Annotated in this window: 15 protein-coding genes and 1 pseudogene; 5 read left to right on the forward strand and 11 right to left on the reverse strand. The window is 56.9% G+C overall.

All coding sequences use genetic code 11. The features are described 5' to 3' along the window. The 4 genes from rfbD to rfbB form a co-directional block, all read right to left on the reverse strand. Entirely contained in the window at positions 1-909 is a 909-nt protein-coding gene (rfbD, locus tag QRM89_RS01515; protein WP_285447123.1) for a dTDP-4-dehydrorhamnose reductase, read from the reverse strand. Then, the gene (gene rfbC / locus QRM89_RS01520; protein WP_115003897.1) at positions 906-1,463 is read right to left on the reverse strand and encodes a dTDP-4-dehydrorhamnose 3,5-epimerase; all 558 of its coding nucleotides are present in this window, start codon (positions 1,461-1,463) and stop codon (positions 906-908) included. Before rfbC ends, rfbD begins: the two co-directional genes overlap by 4 nt. Further along, positions 1,460-2,347: a glucose-1-phosphate thymidylyltransferase RfbA gene (rfbA, locus tag QRM89_RS01525; RefSeq protein WP_115003896.1), complete on the reverse strand. Its 888-nt coding sequence runs from the start codon at positions 2,345-2,347 to the stop codon at positions 1,460-1,462. Before rfbA ends, rfbC begins: the two co-directional genes overlap by 4 nt. Positions 2,348-2,409: 62 nt before the next feature. Next, positions 2,410-3,465 carry a dTDP-glucose 4,6-dehydratase gene (rfbB, locus tag QRM89_RS01530; RefSeq protein WP_285447124.1) on the reverse strand — a complete coding sequence of 352 codons (1,056 nt, stop codon included), beginning with the start codon at positions 3,463-3,465 and terminating at the stop codon, positions 2,410-2,412. 224 nt (positions 3,466-3,689) lie between these two features. Here rfbB and QRM89_RS01535 point away from each other — a divergent pair, with 224 nt between their 5' ends. From QRM89_RS01535 to QRM89_RS01555, 5 genes and pseudogenes are all read left to right on the forward strand, one after another. Continuing rightward, entirely contained in the window at positions 3,690-4,436 is a 747-nt protein-coding gene (locus QRM89_RS01535) for an electron transfer flavoprotein subunit beta/FixA family protein (RefSeq protein WP_285447125.1), read from the forward strand. Beyond that, a complete protein-coding gene (locus QRM89_RS01540) occupies positions 4,436-5,377 on the forward strand; it encodes an electron transfer flavoprotein subunit alpha/FixB family protein (protein WP_285447126.1) in 942 nt (313 codons plus the stop codon). The genes QRM89_RS01535 and QRM89_RS01540 overlap by 1 nt, the downstream gene beginning before the upstream one ends. A 70-nt stretch (positions 5,378-5,447) precedes the next feature. Beyond that, the gene (wecB, locus tag QRM89_RS01545) at positions 5,448-6,572 is read left to right on the forward strand and encodes a UDP-N-acetylglucosamine 2-epimerase (non-hydrolyzing) (RefSeq protein WP_285447127.1); all 1,125 of its coding nucleotides are present in this window, start codon (positions 5,448-5,450) and stop codon (positions 6,570-6,572) included. A gap of 63 nt (positions 6,573-6,635) precedes the next feature. Beyond that, positions 6,636-8,618, forward strand: a complete 1,983-nt coding sequence (locus tag QRM89_RS01550) for a reprolysin-like metallopeptidase (protein WP_285447128.1) — start codon at positions 6,636-6,638, stop codon at positions 8,616-8,618. Between the two features lie 151 nt (positions 8,619-8,769). Further along, a pseudogene (locus QRM89_RS01555) lies at positions 8,770-9,853 on the forward strand (IS3 family transposase). A gap of 38 nt (positions 9,854-9,891) precedes the next feature. On the opposite strand, the gene QRM89_RS01560 reads toward QRM89_RS01555, so the two are convergent. The 7 genes from QRM89_RS01560 to QRM89_RS01590 all read right to left on the reverse strand — a co-directional run bounded on the left by QRM89_RS01560 (position 9,892) and on the right by QRM89_RS01590 (position 21,253). Continuing rightward, a complete protein-coding gene (locus QRM89_RS01560) occupies positions 9,892-11,838 on the reverse strand; it encodes an acyltransferase family protein (protein WP_285447129.1) in 1,947 nt (648 codons plus the stop codon). Positions 11,839-12,091: 253 nt separating this feature from the next. Next, positions 12,092-13,420, reverse strand: coding sequence for a glycosyltransferase (locus QRM89_RS01565; RefSeq protein ID WP_343237665.1), 1,329 nt, complete (start codon positions 13,418-13,420; stop codon positions 12,092-12,094). Positions 13,421-13,484: 64 nt separating this feature from the next. Next, positions 13,485-16,388, reverse strand: coding sequence for a polysaccharide pyruvyl transferase family protein (locus QRM89_RS01570; protein ID WP_285447131.1), 2,904 nt, complete (start codon positions 16,386-16,388; stop codon positions 13,485-13,487). A gap of 25 nt (positions 16,389-16,413) precedes the next feature. Then, a complete protein-coding gene (locus tag QRM89_RS01575; protein ID WP_285447132.1) occupies positions 16,414-17,703 on the reverse strand; it encodes an ABC transporter ATP-binding protein in 1,290 nt (429 codons plus the stop codon). Further along, complete coding sequence (locus QRM89_RS01580) at positions 17,693-18,520, reverse strand: ABC transporter permease (RefSeq protein ID WP_343237666.1); 828 nt, start codon at positions 18,518-18,520, stop codon at positions 17,693-17,695. Before QRM89_RS01580 ends, QRM89_RS01575 begins: the two co-directional genes overlap by 11 nt. An 87-nt stretch (positions 18,521-18,607) precedes the next feature. Beyond that, positions 18,608-19,792: a cystathionine gamma-synthase gene (locus QRM89_RS01585; protein ID WP_285447133.1), complete on the reverse strand. Its 1,185-nt coding sequence runs from the start codon at positions 19,790-19,792 to the stop codon at positions 18,608-18,610. Between the two features lie 90 nt (positions 19,793-19,882). Continuing rightward, the gene (locus tag QRM89_RS01590) at positions 19,883-21,253 is read right to left on the reverse strand and encodes a pyridoxal-phosphate dependent enzyme (RefSeq protein WP_058562715.1); all 1,371 of its coding nucleotides are present in this window, start codon (positions 21,251-21,253) and stop codon (positions 19,883-19,885) included. Positions 21,254-21,348 lie beyond the last annotated feature (95 nt).

The raw sequence follows: 21,348 nt of genomic DNA on the forward strand, positions 1-21,348 counted from the left end.
TTAGTGCCTGGCGGCAACCAGCTCGGCGATCACCCGCTGCAAGCCAACCCGCCACTCGGGCAACACGATGTCGAAGTCCTGCTGCAGTTTGTCAATCGACAGGCGCGAGTACGCCGGGCGTTGCGCGGGCGTCGGGTACTCGGCCGTGGTGATCGGCACCACGCGCGGCGCGCGCGCCAGCAATCCTGCAGCCACTGCCTCTTCGAAGATCGCTTCGGCAAAGCCATGCCAGGTGGTCTGCCCGGCGGCGGTCAGGTGCCAGGTGCCCGAGGTGGCTGCCGTGCGCTGCTGCAACAGCTGTGCGGTGACATCGGCGATCAAGGCCGCCGGGGTCGGCGTGCCGACCTGATCGGCCACCACACGCAGCTCGTCGCGGTCAGCACCGACACGCAGCATCGTGCGCAGAAAGTTCGCGCCATGCGAGGCGTACACCCATGCGGTGCGCAGGATCAGATGCTGTGCGCCCGATGCACGGATGGCCTGTTCGCCGGCCAGCTTGGTCTCACCGTAGACACCCAACGGCGCGGTGGGCGCATCTTCGAGATACGGCGCCGTGCCCTGGCCATCGAACACGTAGTCGGTGGAGTAATGCACCAGCGGCACAGTATTGGCGGCACACCATGCCGCAATCACCGCGGGCGACTGCGCATTGGCGCGCTGCGCGTTCTCACGCTCCTGCTCGGCACGATCGACCGCGGTGTACGCAGCAGCATTGACCACGCAGGACGGCTGCAAACGATCAAGCAGCGCGCTCAGTGTGTCGGGCGCATTGAAATCTGCCACTTCGCAGGCAGTGCCATCAGGCAGCTGACCGCTGCGCGTGGTCGCGATTACCTTGCCGTTGGCCGCGAGTGCACGCAGCAGCTCAGCTCCTACCTGCCCGTTGCCCCCAAAGACCAGTGCCGTCACGGCGTAAAGACCGGCAGACGATCGGCAGCCACATCGGCGAGGAACGGCGCAGCCGCGTCCTTGGACGAGAGCAACGGATCGCTGATCGGCCAGTCGATCCCAATCGCCGCATCGTCCCAACGCACGCCTGCGTCGGCTTCTTTGACGTAGACGTCGGTACAGAGATAGCTGAACACTGCGCGCTCGGACAGCACCGCAAAGCCATGCGCAAAGCCTTCCGGAATCCAGAACTGCTTCTTGTTTTCTGCGCTCAGCACTGCAGCTACCCATTGCCCAAAATTCGGGGAGCCCTGTCTGACATCGACAGCTACGTCATAGACCTCACCCTCCAGAACGCTGACCAGCTTGCCCTGCGGACGTGGCCACTGATAGTGAAGCCCACGAAGCACCCCCCTAGATGAGCTCGATACATTACTTTGCACGAAATGGACAGGGAGCCCGCGTTCTGTGAAACGCTCGGCATTCCATGTCTCAAAGAAATATCCACGCCCGTCGCCGAAAACCGCGGGTTCAATGACCAGGCAGCCTGGCAGACGCGTCTGAATCACTTTCAAGAAACAACTCCGCGCTTGGCGAGTGAGTGAAGGTATTGGCCGTAGCCATTTTTCAGTAGTGGGGCAGCGAGGCGCTCCAATTGATCGGCATCAATCCACCCCTGACCAAAAGCAATCTCTTCAGGACAGCAGACCTGCAATCCTTGTCGCGCCTGGATGGTTTCGATGAAGTTGGCTGCTTCGTGTAACGACTGATGCGTTCCGGTGTCCAACCAAGCATAGCCACGACCAAGGGGCTCCAGATTGAGACCACCTGCTTCCAGATAACGCCTATTTAGATCAGTAATTTCAAGTTCACCGCGCGGGGACGGCTTCAACTCGGCAGCATAGTCACTAGCCTTACCGTCATAAAAATACAGCCCGGTCACCGCATAGTTGGAGCGCGGATTTTCAGGCTTTTCCTCAATATTGACTACTTTGCCCCGCTTGTCGAACTCCGCGACGCCGTAGCGCTCCGGGTCGTTGACCCAGTAACCAAAAACGGTTGCGCCTTGAGCACGCGCATCCGCCCGGCGCAATGTGTCGGTGAGACCATGTCCGTGAAAAATATTGTCGCCCAAGACCAGACAGCTTGGCTTGCCGGCTACGAAATTCCGGCCGATCAGATAGGCTTGCGCCAAGCCATCGGGGCTTTGCTGAACAGCGTATTGAATAGTCATTCCCCACTGCGAGCCATCGCCCAGCAACGACTGAAACAGTGCCTGCTCATGCGGCGTATTAATGATCAATACGTCCCGAATGCCCGCGAGCATCAGCACGCTCAGCGGGTAATAGATCATCGGCTTGTCGTACACCGGGAGCAGCTGTTTGCTGACGCCCTTGGTGATGGGGTACAGCCGGGTGCCGGAGCCACCCGCCAGGATGATGCCTTTACGTTGTGTCATCACAGATATTCCTTTAGGGTAGCCTGCACAAAAACGCGCGGGCTCGTGCCGGGGGACGCTCGTTAAACCGCTGCGCCGATGCGTTCCAGTCGATAGCTGCCATCCAGCACGCCTTGGACCCAGGTTTGGTTGGTCAGATACCAGTCCACCGTCAACGTAATGCCCTGATCGAAAGTGTAGGCAGGCTCCCAGCCCAGCTCATCCTTCAGCTTGGACGCATCGATCGCATAACGGCGATCATGTCCGGGCCGGTCTGTTACATAGGTGATCTGGCTGGCGCGCGGCTTGCCGTCTTCGCGCGGCCGGCGCTCATCCAGCAGCGCGCAGATCGCCTGCACGACCTCGATGTTCTCGCGCTCGGAATTGCCACCGACATTGTAAGTCTCACCCACCTTGCCCTTGGCCAACACGGTCCGGATCGCTTCACAATGGTCGCTGACGAATAGCCAGTCGCGCACCTGCTTGCCATCGCCGTAGACGGGCAGCGGTTCGCCCGCCAGCGCCTTGGCGATGACCAGCGGAATGAGCTTTTCCGGGAAGTGGTACGGGCCATAGTTGTTCGAGCAATTGGTGGTCAGCACCGGCAGCCCGTAGGTATGGTGGAACGCGCGCACCAGATGATCCGAGGCCGCTTTGGAGGCGGAATAAGGCGAGTTGGGCGCATACGGCGTGGTTTCCGTGAACTTGCCGGTCTCGCCGAGCGTGCCGTACACCTCGTCGGTGGAGACGTGCAGAAAACGGAACGCATCGCGGCGCCCGTCCGGCAATGCCTTCCAATAGTCGCGAACGGCCTCGAGCAACGCCAGGGTGCCGACCACGTTGGTCTGGATGAAGGCGCCCGGGCCTTCAATCGAGCGGTCCACATGGCTTTCGGCGGCGAAATTCAGCACAGCGTCTGGCTGATAATCGGCCAGCAGACGGGCCACCAGCGCGCTGTCGCCGATATCGCCCTTGACGAACACATGGTCCGGATTGCGCTCGATCGACGCCAGGGTGTTCAGATTGCCTGCGTAGGTGAGCGCGTCCAGATTGACCACGCGTACGCCGCGCGCCACCGCCTCCAGCACAAAATTGCCGCCGATGAAGCCGGCGCCGCCGGTTACTAGCCAAGTTGCCACTTCTGCACGCTCTCCTGGAACGGGCCGCTAGGCGTACCCGATTTTAAAGTCGCTCACTATACGACTCGGATCGTCTGGTATCTCCGCAACAGAGTCGGCCACCTATGCCAGCGCAGCATCCATACGCCATCGCATGGTGCGGCATCCCCGGTTAGAATAGGCCCACTCCCGAGCCTGCCGCCGCGGCCGGGCCTTCCCGCAATAGCTGAAGGATCTCGTACACGATGAAAATCCTCGTCGCCTACAAGCGCGTGGTGGACTACAACGTCCGCATTCAGGTCAAGCCGGATGGCTCCGGCGTGGTGACCGATGGCGTCAAGCTCTCGCCCAACCCGTTCGACGAAATCGCCCTGGAAGAGGCACTGCGCCTGCGCGATGCCGGTATCGCCACCGAGGTGGTGGTCGCCACGCTCGCTCCCGCCGATGCCGCCTCGCACCTGCGCAACGGCCTGGCGATGGGTGCCAACCGTGCCATCCATGTGGTCACCGACGCGGCCATCCAGCCGCTGACCGCCGCACGCGCCCTGTTGAAACTGGTCGAGAAAGAACAGCCCGATCTGGTCATCCTGGGCAAGCAGGCCATCGACGACGATGCCAACCAGACTGGCCAGATGCTGGCCACCTTGTGGGGCCGCCCGCAGGCGACCTTCGCCGGCAAGCTGGTCGTTGCCGATGGCAAGGCCACGGTGACCCGCGAGGTCGACGCCGGCCTGGAAACGCTGGAGGTGGACCTGCCGGCGGTGATCACTACCGATCTGCGCCTGAACGAGCCGCGCTTCATCAAGCTGCCCGACATCATGAAGGCCAAGAGCAAGCCCTTGGAAACGCTAGCCTTTGCCGCTCTGGGCGTCGACGCGCATGACAGCCTGACCACCACCCACTACGCCGCGCCATCCAAGCGCAGCCGAGGCGTGATGGTCAAGGACGCCGCCGAACTGGTGGCTGCACTCAAGCAGAAGGGGTTGCTGTAATGGCCAAGATTCTTGTCGTCGCCGAACACCTCAACGGCCAGCTCAATGCGGCCACCGCCAAAACCCTGAGCGCCGCCCTGGCCGTCTCGACCGAGTCGATCGACGTGGTCGTGCTGGCGGCCGATCCTACAGCCGTGGCGGCCCAAGCCGCACAGCTGGAGGGCGTTGCACGCGTGCTGACGGTGGCCAACGCCGCCAACGAACACGCGCTTGCTCAGGTGCTTGGACCCCAGATCGCGCAGCTGGCCGGTCAGGGTTACACCCACGTCTTCGGCCCCTCCACCACCTTCGGTAAAGACCTGATGCCGGTCGTGGCTGCGCTGCTGGGCGTGAACCAGATCTCCGACCTGATGACGGTCGAAGATGCCTACACCTTCAAGCGGCCGATCTACGCCGGCAATGCCATCATCACCGTGAAGGCTCCGACCGACCAGATCGTGGTTGCGACCGTGCGGAGCGCCTCGTGGCCTGAAGCAGCTACCGGTGCCAGCGCGGCTGTGGAGGCAGTTAGGATCGATGTTATCCTGCCGACCCATACCCGCTTCATCGAACTGGCCGCCGGGACATCCGATCGACCCGACCTTCAAAGTGCCAAGCGGGTTGTGTCCGGTGGACGCGGTGTCGGCTCTGAAGAAAACTTCAAGATTGTGTATCAGCTTGCCGATAAGCTTGGAGCGGCAGTCGGAGCATCGCGCGCGGCAGTGGACGCGGGTTACGTTCCCAATGAATTGCAGGTGGGTCAAACCGGCAAGATCATTGCCCCTGAACTGTATGTTGCAGTGGGCATCAGCGGTGCGATCCAGCACCTGACCGGTATCAAGGATGCGGGAACCATAGTGGCGATCAACAAGGATCCGGAATCCCCCATCTTCGAGATTGCAGATATCGGCCTGGTTGGAGATCTGTTCACCTTGTTGCCACAGATCGCGGAAAGCCTATAACCGCGCTGGCGAGATCGGATTTCCTCGCCGCTGCTGCAGCCATAGCGATACGTATAAAGGAGCGATTTGAATGAGTTTCAAGAAGGTCATGGTCGTCTTCGGGACACGTCCCGAAGCGATCAAGATGGCACCGGTTGTCGACGCGCTGAGAAGCACCGCGGGAATCCAGACCGTTGTTGCAGTGACGGCCCAACACCGGCAGATGCTGGATCAGGTCCTTGAGCTGTTTCGCATCACTCCGGACGAAGACCTCAATGTTATGCAGCCGGGGCAGGGTCTGCCTGAACTCAGTGCGCGCATCCTCGTTGGCATGAGTGACATCATCGCAAGGGTCAAGCCTGATCTGATCTTGGTCCACGGCGACACAAGCACGACGTTTGCGACGGCGCTTGCCGCCTACTACAACCGCGTGGCAATCGGCCATGTCGAAGCGGGCCTGCGCACCGGGGACATGTATTCCCCCTGGCCGGAAGAAGCCAACCGCAGATTGACGGCACCATTGGCCGCGATCCACTTCGCACCCACGTCTCTTTCGCAGTCAAACCTTCTCGCGGAGGGCATTTCTCCTGCATCGGTCCACGTCACCGGCAATACCGTCATTGATGCGCTGATCAGCGTGGTTGCAAAGATCGATGCCGACTTGCAATTGAAGAGCAGCCTGGCTGCGAACTTCCCGTTCCTTGACCCATCAAAGCGGCTGATCCTCGTCACCGGACACCGTCGAGAAAACTTCGGCCAGGGCTTCGAGCAGATTTGTCATGCACTCAAAGCATTGGCTGATCGTGGCGACGTGCAGATCGTGTATCCCGTGCACCTGAATCCAAACGTGCAAGAGCCCGTCAATCGTATCCTGGCGGGAACTGAGAACGTGTATCTCATTGAACCGCTTGATTATCTGCCGTTCGTCTACTTGATGTCGCGCTCCTACATCATCCTGACGGATTCGGGCGGGATCCAAGAAGAAGCGCCCTCTCTTGGCAAGCCAGTGCTGGTCATGCGGGACACGACAGAGCGTCCAGAAGCAGTCGACGCGGGCACCGTCAAACTGGTGGGGACCAGCCGCGATGCCATCGTGTCCGAAGCCTTCAAACTTCTGGATGACGCCGCAACCTACGAAGCGATGTCGATGGCTCACAATCCTTACGGCGATGGGCTGGCCTCCAGCAGAATCGCCAAAGTCATTTCTGAAAGTTAAGAGTCAAGGGGGCAGCGTGGATCGCTGCCCTCATTCGCGTCAGCAATCAGGGGGAACACCACAATGCAATGGAAAATCACTAGCGCCGCTTTGGCGCTCTGCGCCGTGTTTGCTGGCTGTAGCAGCCAGGCCGACGATGCCAAGCCTGCCGCTACCCATACAAATGCGGCGGTAACACACTCAGCACTTAAGGCGGCGGCATCGTCGACCGCATCTTTGCCGATGAAGACCGCCGCAGCGCAATCAACCGCCAGCGCTGCGCCTACAAGCCTGATCCGTTACGACGACACCGTGGCACCCATCCATAAGATCGACGGCGTCTGGCACAAGATAACACTGGACGAGAATGCCGCGCTGACGTCTCGCACGTCCGGCACCTTGAGCATTCCCCTCCCGGACGGTACAACGATGACGCTTGTCCACCGGAAAAGCAGTGACTATCCGGACGGCAACTGGACGTGGGTTGGTAATACGGGAAATCAGCAGGCAGTTATCACCTTTGGACCGCAGGCAACATTCGGTCGCATCATGGGTGATGGCAGCAGGCCAACGCTACGCATCCATTCCGATGGTAAGGACACCTGGGTCATTGAAGAAGATCCCACCACGGACTTCACTGCCGATGAAACTCACCGTGACGACGCCATTCTCCCCCCGCAGGGACAGCTGCTGCAGATAGCATCTGCCAAGGTGGCTGCAGCCAAGAGCGCCAGCGCCAACCCTGCTGCCAAGGGCAATGCTGTGGCGATGGACCTAGCCGCCAACACCGCGATCATCGATTTACTGGTCGGCTATAACGACGGCTTTGTGACCACTTACGGCAGTGAATCTGCGGCGCAGACGCGTGTCCGCCAGCTGATCGCCCTAGCGAATGCTGCGTTCGACAATAGCCAGATCAATGCACAAATTCGACTGACCCGCGCAGTTAAGGTCTTCTATCCGCTCCAGAACACCAATAGCGATGCATTGTATGCATTGGCAACAGGGGGTGTGCTGCTGTCCGAGTTCAAGGCCATGCGCGATACCTACGGCGCGGATCTGGTCACCCTGCTACGACCGTTTTCAGTGTCTCAGGGAGGCTGCGGAGTTGCGTACGTTATCGGCTCCAACCTGGGCCCGGTGACACAGTCTTCAGATAGCCTTGGATTTTCTGTCGTAAGTGACGGCGTGGATGCAGGCGGAAGCAGCTATTGCCTGGATCGCACCTTGGCACATGAAATCGGGCATAACCTAGGTTCTGCGCATGACATCGGAAACTCCAGCTTTCCGGGTGCATTCGCCTATTCTTACGGCTACAAGACCGATAACGCCAACGGAAACTTCTACACCATCATGGCGTACGGCGATCCCGGTCAGCGAGAAGCTCCGGGCTTTTCCGATCCAACCGCTGTTTGCGATGGCTTCGCCTGTGGCTCCTCGACCGCAGACAATGCCCGGAGCATGCGCCAAACGGTCAACACCATCGCTGGATTCAGATCTCCCAAGAGCATCTTCAACGATGTGGCCACGAACTACTGGGCCCTTGACTCGATTACCCGGCTCTATCAAGCCGGGATCACGGGCGGCTGCAGTAGCAGTCCGCTGCAGTTTTGCCCTACCTCAGAAATTACCCGTGATCAGACGGCAATATTTCTGCTTAGATCGGCCTACGGAAGAGACTTCACGCCATCGGGCGCCACGGGTATCTTCGCGGACGTTCCCGCCAATTTTTGGGCCGCGAACTGGATCGAGCGCTTAGCCGCAGACGGCATTGCCAGCGGATGTAGCGTAGCGCCACTGCAGTTTTGCCCACTTCGCAAACTCACCAGAGCTGAAATGGCCGTTCTTGTTTTGCGGGCAAAGTATGGACGCAACTATCAACCATCACCGGCCACGGGAATTTTCGCCGACGTCGCGACCACTTACTGGTCAGCGGCCTGGATCGAGGCATTCAGCCGTGAGGGGATTACTGGAGGATGCGAGACAAACCCACGCCAGTATTGCCCAGAGCGAACAGTGACGCGCGAGGAAATGGCAGTCTTCTTGACCAGAGCCTTCAATCTTTAGGATCTTCGCGAATTCATGCGGATGCCTTGAGCCCCCTGGAGCTAACGGGAGTCCTGGAAATAGGCCCTTTGCTGTCGACTCGGTAATCCCCCCACAGGTTAGCTGACGCCAGAAGTGGAATTTTCTCGTACCCTTTTTCTGAGGAGGTTCCATGAAGACATCCCGTTTCACCGACAGCCAGATCATCGCCGTCCTCAAGCAGGCCGAGGCCGGCAGCCCGTGCCGGAGTTGTGACGGGAACACGGCATCAGCTCGGCAACGTTCTATAAGTGGCGCAGCGAGTTCGGCGGCATGGATGCGTCGCTGATGTCCAGCTCAAGGGGCTGCAGGATGAGAACCGGCGCCTGAAGAAGATGTACGCCGAATCGCAAATGACTGCCGAAGTCCTTCGTGAGGCGATGGCAAAAAAATGGTGAGGCCATCTCAATGCCGGGAAATGGCCCGATGGGCGGTGGCGAACTAGGCGATGAGCATCCGGCGCGCCTGCCAGGCGTTTGAGGTCAGCCAGACCTGCTACCGCTACCAAGCCAAGGCCAGCGAGGAGAACGTCCAGATTGCCGATGGCTTGTCCGGTTGACCACGACCTATCGTGAATGGGGGTTCGGCCTATGCTTTCTGCACCTGCGCAACGTGAAGGGCTTTGGCTGGAACCACAAGCGGGTGTACCGAATCTATCGGGAGCTGGAGTTGAACCTGCGGATCAAGCCGAAGAAGCGTCTGGTACGCGAACGGCCAGAGCCGTTGGCGGTGCCGGAGACGATCAACCAGGCCTAGTCGATGGACTTCATGCACGACCAGTTGGCTGATGGTCGCAGCTCCCGGTTATTCAACGTGCTCGACGACTTCAATCGCGAGGGTCTGGGCATCGAGGTCGATCTGTCGCTGCCATCGGCCCAGGTGATCCGCTCTTTGGAGCAGATCATCGACTGGCGCGGCAAGCCAAACGCCATTCGCTGCGACAACGGCTCGGAGTACATCAGCGGCGCGCTGCTAGCTTGGGCACAGCAGCGCGGCATTCGGATCGAGCACATCCAGCCGGGAAAACCGCAGCAAAATGCCTGCGTCGAACGTTACAACCGCACCGTCCGCTACGCTTGGCTGGCCACAACGTTGTTCGACACCATCGAGCAGGTTCAGCACAAGGCCACGCGCTGGCTATGGACGTAAACCATGAGCGCCCCAACATGGCGCTCGGCGGCATCACCCAGGTAATGAAATTGGCAATAGCCGCGTAGCTCCAATTTTGGCGAACCTTAAAAGCCGGGGGATTACCCTAGTCGCCAAGCCGCATGATGCTGACTGGGACCTTTTCCTCCTCTATCGCTGCTAAACCTAAGGCTCGCGACCCCACCATACTGAGATGCCCGCGATCAAAATAAATCAGTTTAGCGCTCTTCAATGCTGAACACGATCCGTCTATGCATATCTGATTTCGCACGCTAAAAAAAGAAACATTAGGATACTTGCTGGCCAGCCGCATCAGCTTTTTATTGACTTCCGTCTCACCCAGGTCTCGATAAGTCATCCTACCCGCGCAATTCATCAGTGGAATCCGTAAACTCTTCGATTCACACATGCGCTCCAGATCATTAAAAACCGGTATTTTCAATGCGATAACCACATTGACCCCAGCCTCCGCAAGTTCCTTTATGGTGCTTTCGAATCTCTCCTCGCCTTTGAAACTCGCGTAGGACTCCCAACTTGCACCGATGATAACATGCTTGTACGCCTTGGATGCTCTCAATGCCTCTGCATTAAATTTTTCGCATGATTCAATGAGCGTTGCCGGCACCAACCCGTTTAAGTTGCCTTTTAGAGGTGGACATGCCGAGAGAGAAATATTCCTGAACGAAAAATTGTATTTTCCAGCAATGGCATCCAGATAGCCAATGTAGTGAGCGGCATTAGAATCGCCCCACAGCAATGTATTGGGAGATTTCTCCAAGTCCCCTAGTACACATTCTTTCTTCGACCATAAGGTAGGGTCGTAACTGGACATTTGGCAATTATAGTAGAATTCGTATGCTGGTTTTGTATCGTAGCTCAATAGCTCCAAGCGCGACATGTAAGCTTTATTGCTTTTCGTGGGCAAAAGCCCGTTGCTATTAATCAAAAATAAAGCACACCCAAGGACGAGACAACCGCTCACAATTGGGATGTACGTACTCTTAATCCTTTTCATGAGGTAAAGGTGTCGGAAGGGAGTCTCGATCAACTGATAAGAGAACTCCGTTAGGATCAGTGTAACACCTACGCAAATGACGACACCCCCGGTTGTCAATTCGCCATATGCATAACGCCACAGCGCAAGTACCGGCCAATGCCACAAGTACAATGAATAAGAACGTAATCCTATATATCGAAAAATAGATCCTGAAAACAGGCATGATGTCCAGCTTGTTGAGTTTGCCCCCGACGCAATCAGTAATGCGGCGCCGATCGTTGGGAAAAGCGCAACAAAACCTGGAAATCCGTTAGTTTCCTTGAGATTAAACACAGCCCCTGCCAAGAGAATAAATCCGACAAAACCCAAGGCATTCGATATCGTGGTGGATTCTTTATGTCGCCAGTCTTGCCAGAAAAAAAGGAGGCTACCTATCAGGAATTCACCGCATCGGGCAGGGAGCATGTAATAGGCAAATGAAGGATCCCTCGCAATGTAGAATTCGCCTACTAAAAATGAAACTAGTGCCACAAATCCACATGTAATAACAACTAGCCTCTTTCCTCCTATCCTCAGAAGGAGAAGCATCAATACAGGCTGCACCAAGTAAAATTGCTCTTCAACCCCCAATGACCACATGTGTAACAAAGGGACTGTTTCCGAGGATGCGGCGAAATAGCTATTATCTAGGAACAGCCAAAAATAAACGTTTGCGGAATACAAAAGAGTGGCCGCAACCGACTCCGAAAGCCCTACGACGTCTGCGGGCAACAGAAAAAAATAGCCAAAGACCAATGTACTTCCTGCTACAAAGGTGGCTGCCGGCAATATTCGCCGAATCCGACGGGAATAGAAATCTAGAATTTTGAAATCACGCCAATCCCTGTATATAATGCCAGTGATCAAATATCCCGAAATAACAAAGAATATGTCGACCCCTACAAACCCCCCGGGGAGTACACTTTTCTCAAAGTGATAAATCACCACCGCCAGCACTGCCAAGGCTCTGAGTCCGTCGATATCACGACGATAGCGATCCGTTGCATTTCCTTGCATCTTTTTACCTTGACCGGTGCCGAGATTAGAATTTAGGCAGCGTAGAGTCTGCCTTCATAAATTCTATCACTGAATTAGTCACACCTGAAGCCTTCTGTTCAGTTAGTGATCTCTAAAAAGTCCTTTCAGTCGCTCTGTAATGGCTCTAAGACGGCGACAGCACGACCGATGTGGTTTGCCTCATCCTCCGATCGCATTGATCAGACCGCTTTCTAGCGCGGGCTGTTAGGGTCTCGCATCTGTATTCTATTATTCAGAGGTTAGCTAAACTGTTGACACACACATCCTCAAATTTCAGCGCGAGCTGGTCCCATCGATACTCTTGAAAGACCTCTGGCCCCAACCTCAAACCGGCTTCCAACTGACCTCGTTGCTTCAACACAGATAGCTCCTCAAGAGCGCTGGCAATGGATGCCACGTCATCCTGAGTGACAAAGCCGCACTTTTCCCGCCTGACTATTTCTGCGCCCGCGTCCATCACGTCGGGTTGCACATGAAAAACAGGCCGTCCTGTACCAAGGTATTCCATCAGCTTTCCGGGAACCTGCGTCATACCAGCATTACCGATGCTGACAAGCATGTCCGCGTCCAGCTGCAGGGCAACCGCGGCAGATTGGGAAAGCTGCCCGATATAATGCAAGCTATCGGGATGTTCTTGAAAGCTGGAGAGGACAGAAGCAGGTAATGCTGGACCGGCCACAGTTAACCGACATCCAGGCACTCGCAGCACCGCGCTAACCAGGTTACTCGGGTCGCGAAATGGGTAGAAGCGCCCTGTGTAGACCAAATGCACCCCAGCACCGCGCGCGTGTCTGCGGGCTGAGTTCAGGGCAGCCAACGCGAACCCCTGCGGAATCAGGTGATACTTCTCTGCCTGGCCATGCCTACAAGCCAGCAATCGCGCGGTTGCCTCTGATGTGATTACCACCGCGCGTGCATGTCCACAAACTTCTTGTTCTAGCTTGAATGCACGACGCCGCCAAAATTTAGGTGTGTAGGGCGCACAGATTGGATCTCCCAGTTCCGCGACTAACGGAATGCCCGACATTCTTGAAATCTCCAAACCCACCCTAACACTGGCCGCGGGCTCATGCGATACCAAAATGAGATCCGGCTTCCAGAGCAACTGACGTCTTCCCTCGATGAGAGCACCAGCGCACCATGCTGACCTCCCATCGGGAAACCAAAAAAAGTCAGCGAATCGCCTAACACGTTCAATCAAGCGCCCCTTCCAATTCAGTCCATTCGATGCAAAAAACTCACCTTCGCGTCTGACCTTGTCAGGATTTTCAACAGGCAGCACAGCCCTACGACGAGCAGAAATGCGATCGATTGTAGATTCCAGCTTACCCGGCGAAGTCCTGAGAATAGTGACTCCGCGAAGGTCTGGACTCCCGGTCATGGACCCAGATGCAACCGTGCGCGTCAATACTCTGATGTCATGTCCACGCCTGGCAAGTTCCTCCGTCAGTCGGGTGATTCGAAGCGCTTGCGGAGATGGATTGGGCCAGTAGTCGTGCGCACAGACCAAAATGCGCATTATCCGGCCTCTTTCAGAATTTGCCGCATTCACGAATCGCATAGCCTGCTTTATTCTGTAATTGGACTAACGTGCGCCGAAATTTCCGGCGCACGTCACGCGAATTTCATTTACGCACTAGGTTGAATGCGGCAGCCATGGCCTGTGCTCGACTCTCCCAACTATTCTCATCTGCCATTTGCGCCAGTCGCTTCCGGAGCGCCGCGTTATCTTTTTCTGCCAACGCCTGATTGATCGCTTCGCTCAACCCTCCCACGGAACCGCCACGGTAGACCTCCGGGTGAGCTACACATTCATCCATCCACTCTGTTACGACGACCGGCTTTTCCAACGCAAAGTACTCAAAAAGCTTCAAAGGCGACGTCGTTCTTGCGATTTCACCTTTCTCAAAAGGAATGAAACAAACGTCGAAAGTCTTCGCGTAAGCTGGCAATATCTTGTAATTAACCGCACCTAGATAAAGGACATTTTCGTACTGCGGCAACCGCTGCGCGCCGCCGTAATAATCCGGCCCGATAAACACAAAACCGCAGTCGGTACGCAATTTAACCAGCTCATCTATGCCTTCATACCACAACCAAGGCGCAAGCGCTCCGAAGTATCCCACGACGCTTTTGTACTTTTCCCGAAACAAGCTCAGCGCATCAGGTAACTTAGTTTGCAGATGCGAAGGGTTTCGGTAATGGAGCGTGTCCACACCATTTTGCGCCACGATCACACGTGATGTACCGACCGCATCGACGGCTTCCTTTGCAAGCGCTGCAGCAGACGCAACCACGACATCTGCCCCGCCGCCGAACGCCCAGTTCTTAAGATTGACCAAACGCGCGATATTTTCCGGCTCGCCGCTGATTTGGGGGTCAATATGATCGATGTACTCGTACATGATCACATTGGACCGGCCCAGCGCAGCAAATCGTTCCGGCGTATGGGCGTAAGCTGTACTGTATAGTGATCGAACCGCCCCAGTGATACGGTCTACCTCCTGACTATTAGTCAGCCAAAGATTTGGTAGCACCTCGCGAAAACCATCGACATTGTCACCAGCCCAATTATCAGTGCGGTAAATCACTAAATACCCTAGCCGGGCCATTGCTGCTGACACGTGCTGAGGACGCTGATACAGTGGCACATCCCAATCAATGACTAGTTCTTGAATGAACACTCCCCTGAATGTTTCGCGACGAGACAGCACGCGCTCAGAGAACTCAGCCCAGCTAACGTCCAAAGACATAGCAGCTGCTGCCACAGGACCCGTTGGCTGATCGATCTGGGGCGCACGTCGCATACGCCGCAGTTCGTTCCATTCCGCTCTAGGCGAACGCAGGAAGCGGCTCAATGAACGTAGCGGCCTTGTAACACGCCAAGACGAGGACTGGCGCAGCGCTGCAGCCTCATCAAGAGCTTTTCTTAGTTGAAGTTCGGCAGTGCGCATACGGCCTGCCTCGATTTCCAACTCGACCTTCAAGGCGGCAATTGTTTGTTCGCTGGCAGCACATTCAGTACGCGAACTCTCCAACGCATTCCGTATCGAGGATGACGTCGATGCGATCCATAGCTCGAACGGGTCTAGCTCCCCCTCCATATGGAGTTGGGCCGGCGAAACCTCGGCACAACGACCAATTTCCATCAGTTCGAAGTGGAGGCGACTGAGCACATGTTGCTTTTGCTCAAGCTGTCGCTCAAGCGCCTTGAGCGCGCCCGAAAAGCTGATTTGCTGGGATTGAAACTGCTCGGCCCTCACATTTTCCTGCTCAGCATGTAGCTGGATCAGGCCCCTATTCTGCTGATCTAGTACATCAAGCAAGCGTTGGTGCCGCTGCTGACTCCACCAGCCGAGCCAGTCAAATCGCTCGCCATGCCAACGCCTGTCCCGCGGCACGTCACGCATGCTTTCATGCAAAACTCGCCGATGCGCTTCAGCCCCTTGCCTAAGCAATAACAAGCGATCAATTGAAACCGTAGGCTCACCTCTTTCAGCCGATTTCCACCACTGGCAGAACACATGACTCCATCTATCAGGCTGGTCGGTGAGCTGCAACCGATGGTCTACAGGGACGCCGGCCTGCTCAGAAGCCGCGCTGAGTTTTGGATCGTATTCAATGCACAGCGTGGGAAGTTGCATTTGCAATCCCACTATCTGCGCATGCAGACGCATGCTGATAAGCGCATGGCAATCGCGCATCGCCTCTATTGCATCGTTGGGCGAATTAATACTCACGACCTCATGCGTAACACCAGACCCCACCGCGCCCGACAATGTCTGGATAAAGTGGACATCCGAGCTAGATCTACCAGGCACAGAGCGACTCTGATATGGCAGCCACACCAAAGTAACCTCTTGATCCAGCAGCGTGGCGCGAACTGAATCTACAAATTTTGACTGCCAACCAGATACGGGCTCCCAAGGCCGCATGACTACACCAACTCGAATGCCACGTGCAGGCGGCTTGCCAGCCGTTGGCAATGTCATTGGCAGAGCCCAGATCGGGTCTGGCGCGACTACGGGAACAAGATTTACCCCTAAGTCGGCAAGCAATTTCTTAGAGCCGTCATCGCGAACCGAAATCTGATCGGTTAGCGAAAACACTTCTGAAAGGAGAGAACGAGATTCGGCCTGTTCGATCGGCCCCACGCCTTGCGCGCATGCAAGAGTGCGCATACCGAACTGGCGCGCAAGCATAAGCAGCCTTGCGTACGTCGCCACATCCGGCTTATTGAAATCGTACATTCCTGTAATCGTGAGCGGCTGATACGTCTGAAACAAACCTCCGCCACCGAGTACAAAGAGGTCCGCATTGGAAAACTCTCTTGCAAGGCCTTCAACATCAGCGATATCAACAGCATCGATACCTAATAACTTACTCGTGTAAGCGGGATCCAGGCTAATGGCGACCACTTCGCCATTGGCTTCACGCACCCAGTCACGGAACGTTGAAAGCAACAGCTCGTCGCCCACATTTCCTGCCCCATACCAACCACATACGATAACTTTAACTACAGACGTCATGCGCTTACCTATAAAAATTTCAATGTCACAGCGTGGCGACCTGCACGCGCGGCTGCGGGGCTAGCCAACCTGCCCCACCCATTGGCTCGGAGACTACGTCAAAGTGACCTGCATATGGCAGCCTGTGCGTGCGTCTATATTCGCCGTTCTCGATTAGGCCGACACCTATGGCCAAGATGTATCGATTGCCCGAGAAATTCGCCTTTAGTGCCCAATTAACCTCATAGATGCCAGGCAGCATTGCATCAACTTGCACATTCATCGACTGAGTGGTGGCGCTCCATAGCGCAATGCCATCGGTACTAGTGATCTGAACGCCGAAGCAAGGCATCTCTACCTGCTCGTCCACCTTTACCCTGACTTTGACATGGAGCCAGTCATCTTGGTTGACCGCAGCAACTGCAGCGCCTTGCTCGTCGCAAAGCGCTACCGACTGAATGGAGATTCTAGACACCCCCTCCCCACCTGCACGATTGCTTAAATCGTGTTCAAACCGTTCTTCCGCGCTCGTGCCCACATCGGCCGGAAGGTCGAAGGTAATCCCCCCCTCTTCGGCAACTACGTCATCAGCATAAACCTTAACTACATCGCGACATGCGCCATCCATGACCATCTTGCCGCGACGAAGATAGATTCCGCGATCGCAGTATTCGATAAGCGCATTGGCTGAGTGTGTCACCAAAAGGATCGAGACACCTTCTCGCTGCATACTTCTTATCCGATTTAGACACTTCTGCTGAAAGGCCGTATCTCCTACCGACAGCGCCTCATCAACAACCAGAATATCCGGATCCACGTGGATGGCTGTAGCGAAAGCCAACCTGACCACCATACCACTTGAGTAAGTCTTAATCGGCTGATCAATAAAACGCCCTATGTCGGCAAATTTTTCAATATCCGAATACCGCGCATCAATTTCTTTCGGACTTAAGCCGAGAATTGCTGCATTGAGATAGACATTTTCTCGACCGGTAAAATCCGGATTAAATCCTGACCCTAGTTCCAGCAGTGCAGCAATTCGTCCGCGCGTGACAATTTTACCCTGCGTTGGAGTCAGAGTTCCGCACACCATCTGAAGGAGCGTGGATTTCCCGCACCCGTTACGACCAATGATGCCAACTGTCTCTCCGCGACCGACCTTGAAATTCACCGACTCAAGGGCATGAAAATCCGTGTAATAGCCACGCGCAGATAACCCGAGCAGCCGCCGAAGTCGCGGCAACAAGAATTGTTTGAGTCGATCCCGCGGCGTGTCATAGATGAAGTATGACTTACTGAGATTATCAACCTCTATGACTGGCATGTCAGAGGACATCAGCAAACCCCTTCCTGGTCTTCTGGAACCACGCATAGCCTAACCAAGCAAAAATTATCGTAGCCGGCACGAACCAGCTCCACAATTGCCAGTTAATGCCTCCCCTCCAGATCATCACAGCTCGAACCTGTTCCACGACCAGTGTCAGAGGATTGGCCAGGATGAAAGGCCTATATTTTTCCGGCATAGCTGCAACAGAGTAAAATATAGGAGACATAAACATTAGGACCGTAATCAATACACCCACCACCTGGGAAACGTCACGCATGTAAACGCCGATCGACCCAAGAAACCAAGTTAAACCAAGCGTAATGAAAACCAAAGGAAGCAGAGCTACCGGCGTCCAAATTATCTCCCAAGACGGAAGGCCAAATAGCACTAAATAAAAACACAACCAGACCGTCATGCTAATCAGCATATGAAACCCTGCGGACAAGACATTCACTACCGCAAGGATCTCAAGCGGAAAAACAACCTTCTTCACATAATTGGCATTACCGACAATCATCGTCGGCGCTCGCCCTAGACATTCCGCAAAAAAATTGAAAGCGAGCAAGCCTGTGAACAACACCAACGCAAACTCAGTCTTTGACCCGGTTCCACCTTGCCAGCGGGCGCCGAACACCACCGAGAAAACAAAGGTGTACACCGCCAGCATCATTAATGGAAAAAAGAACGACCACATTAATCCCAAAAAGGATCCACGATATCGACCAACAACATCACGCTTTGCCAGAGCGATGACCAAGCTTTTCTTGGCGACAAGGCTTTTCAGCAATGCGAACGGACTTACGCTGCCCACAGCAATTTCAGTCACAAAAAACTCCTATCTGCAAAACTACACATATCATTGACGTTCTGCCTTGAGCATATGTCCTATGCGACATCATCGACGCATTGCCACTCAAGCCAGTGCTGCCGACAGATCCCCACGCAAATCCTCCACATCCTCAACCCCCACGCTCAACCGCACCAACGCATCGCTGATGCCCAGCTGCTCGCGGCGGTCCACCGGGATGGAGGCGTGTGTCATGACCGCGGGATGGTTGACCAGGCTCTCCACGCCGCCGAGCGATTCGGCCAGGGTGAACAGTTCGGTCTTTTCGCAGAAGCGCTTGGCTGCCTCAAACCCGCCTTTGAGCACGATCGAGACGATGCCGCCGAAGCCGGACATCTGCCGTTGCGCCAGGGCGTGCTGCGGGTGCGAGGCCAAGCCGGGATAGATCACCTTTTCGATCGCGGGATGTGTTTCCAGCCATTGCGCCAGCGCCAGGGCGTTGTCGCAATGCGCGCGCATGCGCAGCGGCAAGGTCTTGAGGCCACGCAGGGCGAGGAAGCTGTCGAACGGGCCTTGCACGCCGCCAATGGAGTTCTGCAGGAAGGCCATCTGTTCGGCGAGTTCGGCGTTGTCGCCGACCACCGCGATGCCGCCGACCATGTCGGAGTGGCCGTTGAGGTACTTGGTGGCCGAATGCACGACGATGTCGGCGCCCAGGCTGAGCGGGCGCTGCAGCATCGGCGAGGCGAAGGTGTTGTCGACCACGATCAGCAGGCCGTGCTTGCGTGCGATGGTCGCAATGGCGGCGATGTCGACCAGCTTGAGCATCGGGTTGGTCGGGGTTTCGATCCAAACCATCTTGGTGTCGGGACGGATCGCCGCTTCGAACGCGGCCGGGTCGGTCAGGTCGACGAAGCTGAAATCCAGGCCCGCGGTGCGGCGGCGCACGCGCTCGAACAGGCGGAAGGTGCCGCCGTACAGGTCGTCCATCGCCACGACGTGGCTGTCGGCATCCAGCAGCTCCATCACCGTGGACGTGGCGGCCATGCCGGAGGCGAACGCGAATGCGCGCGTGCCGCCTTCCAGTGCGGCCACGCAGCGCTCGTAAGCAAAACGCGTCGGGTTGTGCGTGCGCGAATACTCAAAACCCTGGTGTTCGCCGGGGCTGGATTGTGCGTACGTGGACGTGGCGTAGATCGGCGGCATCACCGCGCCGGTGCTGGGATCCGGCGACTGCCCTCCATGGATCGCCAGCGTTGCAAGCGACAGCGCGCGCTCGCCGTCATGGCTATGAGTGGTGCGGTTGGACATGGAGGTTCCCGGAAAAAGTGGGCGATTGTAACAAGCGGGTCTGAATGGCCCGTGCCGCGCGTCTCATCGAAACGCGCGGCTGCACGGGGGTCACTGCACGCGGCGGCGCAGGTAGTTGAGCAGGTCGATACGGGTGATCAAGCCCAGGAACTGGTTGCCGTCCATGACGATGGCGACCTGGCCGCGGTCGAACACCGGCAGCAGCGCTTCGATCGGCGATGCGACATCCAGGCGATCGAGCTTGCTGACCATGGCGGTGGAGATCGGGTCGCGGAAGCGCGCTTCATCGCCGTACACATGCAGCAGCACGTCGCTCTCGTCGACGATGCCGACCAGCTCGCCGTCGTCGATCACCGGCAACTGCGAGACGTCGTACAGCTTCATGCGCTGATAGGCGGTGGTCAGCAGGTCCTTGGGGCCCACCACCACGGTGTCGCGCTTGTTGTACGGGCGCAGGATCAGGTCGCGCAGGTCACCGTGCTGCGGGCGCTCCAGAAAACCGTTGTCCAGCATCCAGTAGTCGTTGTACATCTTCGACAGGTACTTGTTGCCGGTATCGCAGACGAACACCAGCACGCGCTTGGGCGTGGTCTGCTCGCGGCAATACTTCAGCGCGGCGGCCAGCAAGGTGCCGGTGGACGAGCCGCCGAGGATGCCTTCTTTGGCCAGCAACTCGCGGGCGGTGTGGAAGCTTTCCGCGTCGCTGATCGAATACGCCTTCTTGACGCGGGTGAAGTCGGAGATATCCGGCAGAAAATCTTCGCCGATGCCTTCGACCAGCCAGCTGCCGGACTTTTCGCTGACCGTCCCCTCTTCGATGTACTGGGTCAGGATCGAGCCCACCGGGTCGGCCAGCACCAGCTCGGTCTGCGGCGAGGCGGTGGCGAAGGCGCGCGACAGGCCGGTCATGGTGCCGGAGCTGCCGCAGCCGAACACGATGGCATCCAGCTGGCCGTCCATCTGCGCCAGGATTTCCGGGCCGGTGCCGAATTCGTGCGCAGCCGGGTTGTCCGGGTTGCCGAACTGATTGATGAAGTAGGCGCCGGGGGTTTCGGCAGCGATCTTGGCGGCCAGGTCCTGGTAGTACTCCGGGTGGCCCTTGGCCACGTCCGAGCGGGTCAGCACCACGTTGGCGCCCATGGCCTTGAGATTGAAGATCTTCTCGCGGCTCATCTTGTCCGGCACCACCAGGATCAGCTGGTAGCCCTTCTGCTGCGCCACCAGGGCCAGGCCCAGGCCGGTATTGCCGGCGGTACCTTCCACCAGGGTTGCGCCAGGCTTGAGATCGCCGCGCTGCTCGGCTGCTTCGATCATCGACAAGCCGATACGATCCTTGATCGATCCGCCGGGATTGTTCGCCTCCAGCTTGAGGAACAGCTCGCAGACGCCGGTGTCCAGGCGCTGGGCCTTGACGATCGGCGTGTTGCCAATCAGTTCGAGTACGGAGGAATGAATCGCCATCGGGATATCGTCGCTGCGCCGCGCGGGCTAGACCGGTCATTATCCGACGAACGGCCGGGGAATGCTCATTCAGGCGGGAAAGGATCGTGCCCGCC

This window comes from Xanthomonas sp. LMC-A-07 (genome assembly GCF_030208825.1).
Taxonomy (GTDB): Bacteria; Pseudomonadota; Gammaproteobacteria; order Xanthomonadales; family Xanthomonadaceae; genus Xanthomonas; species Xanthomonas campestris.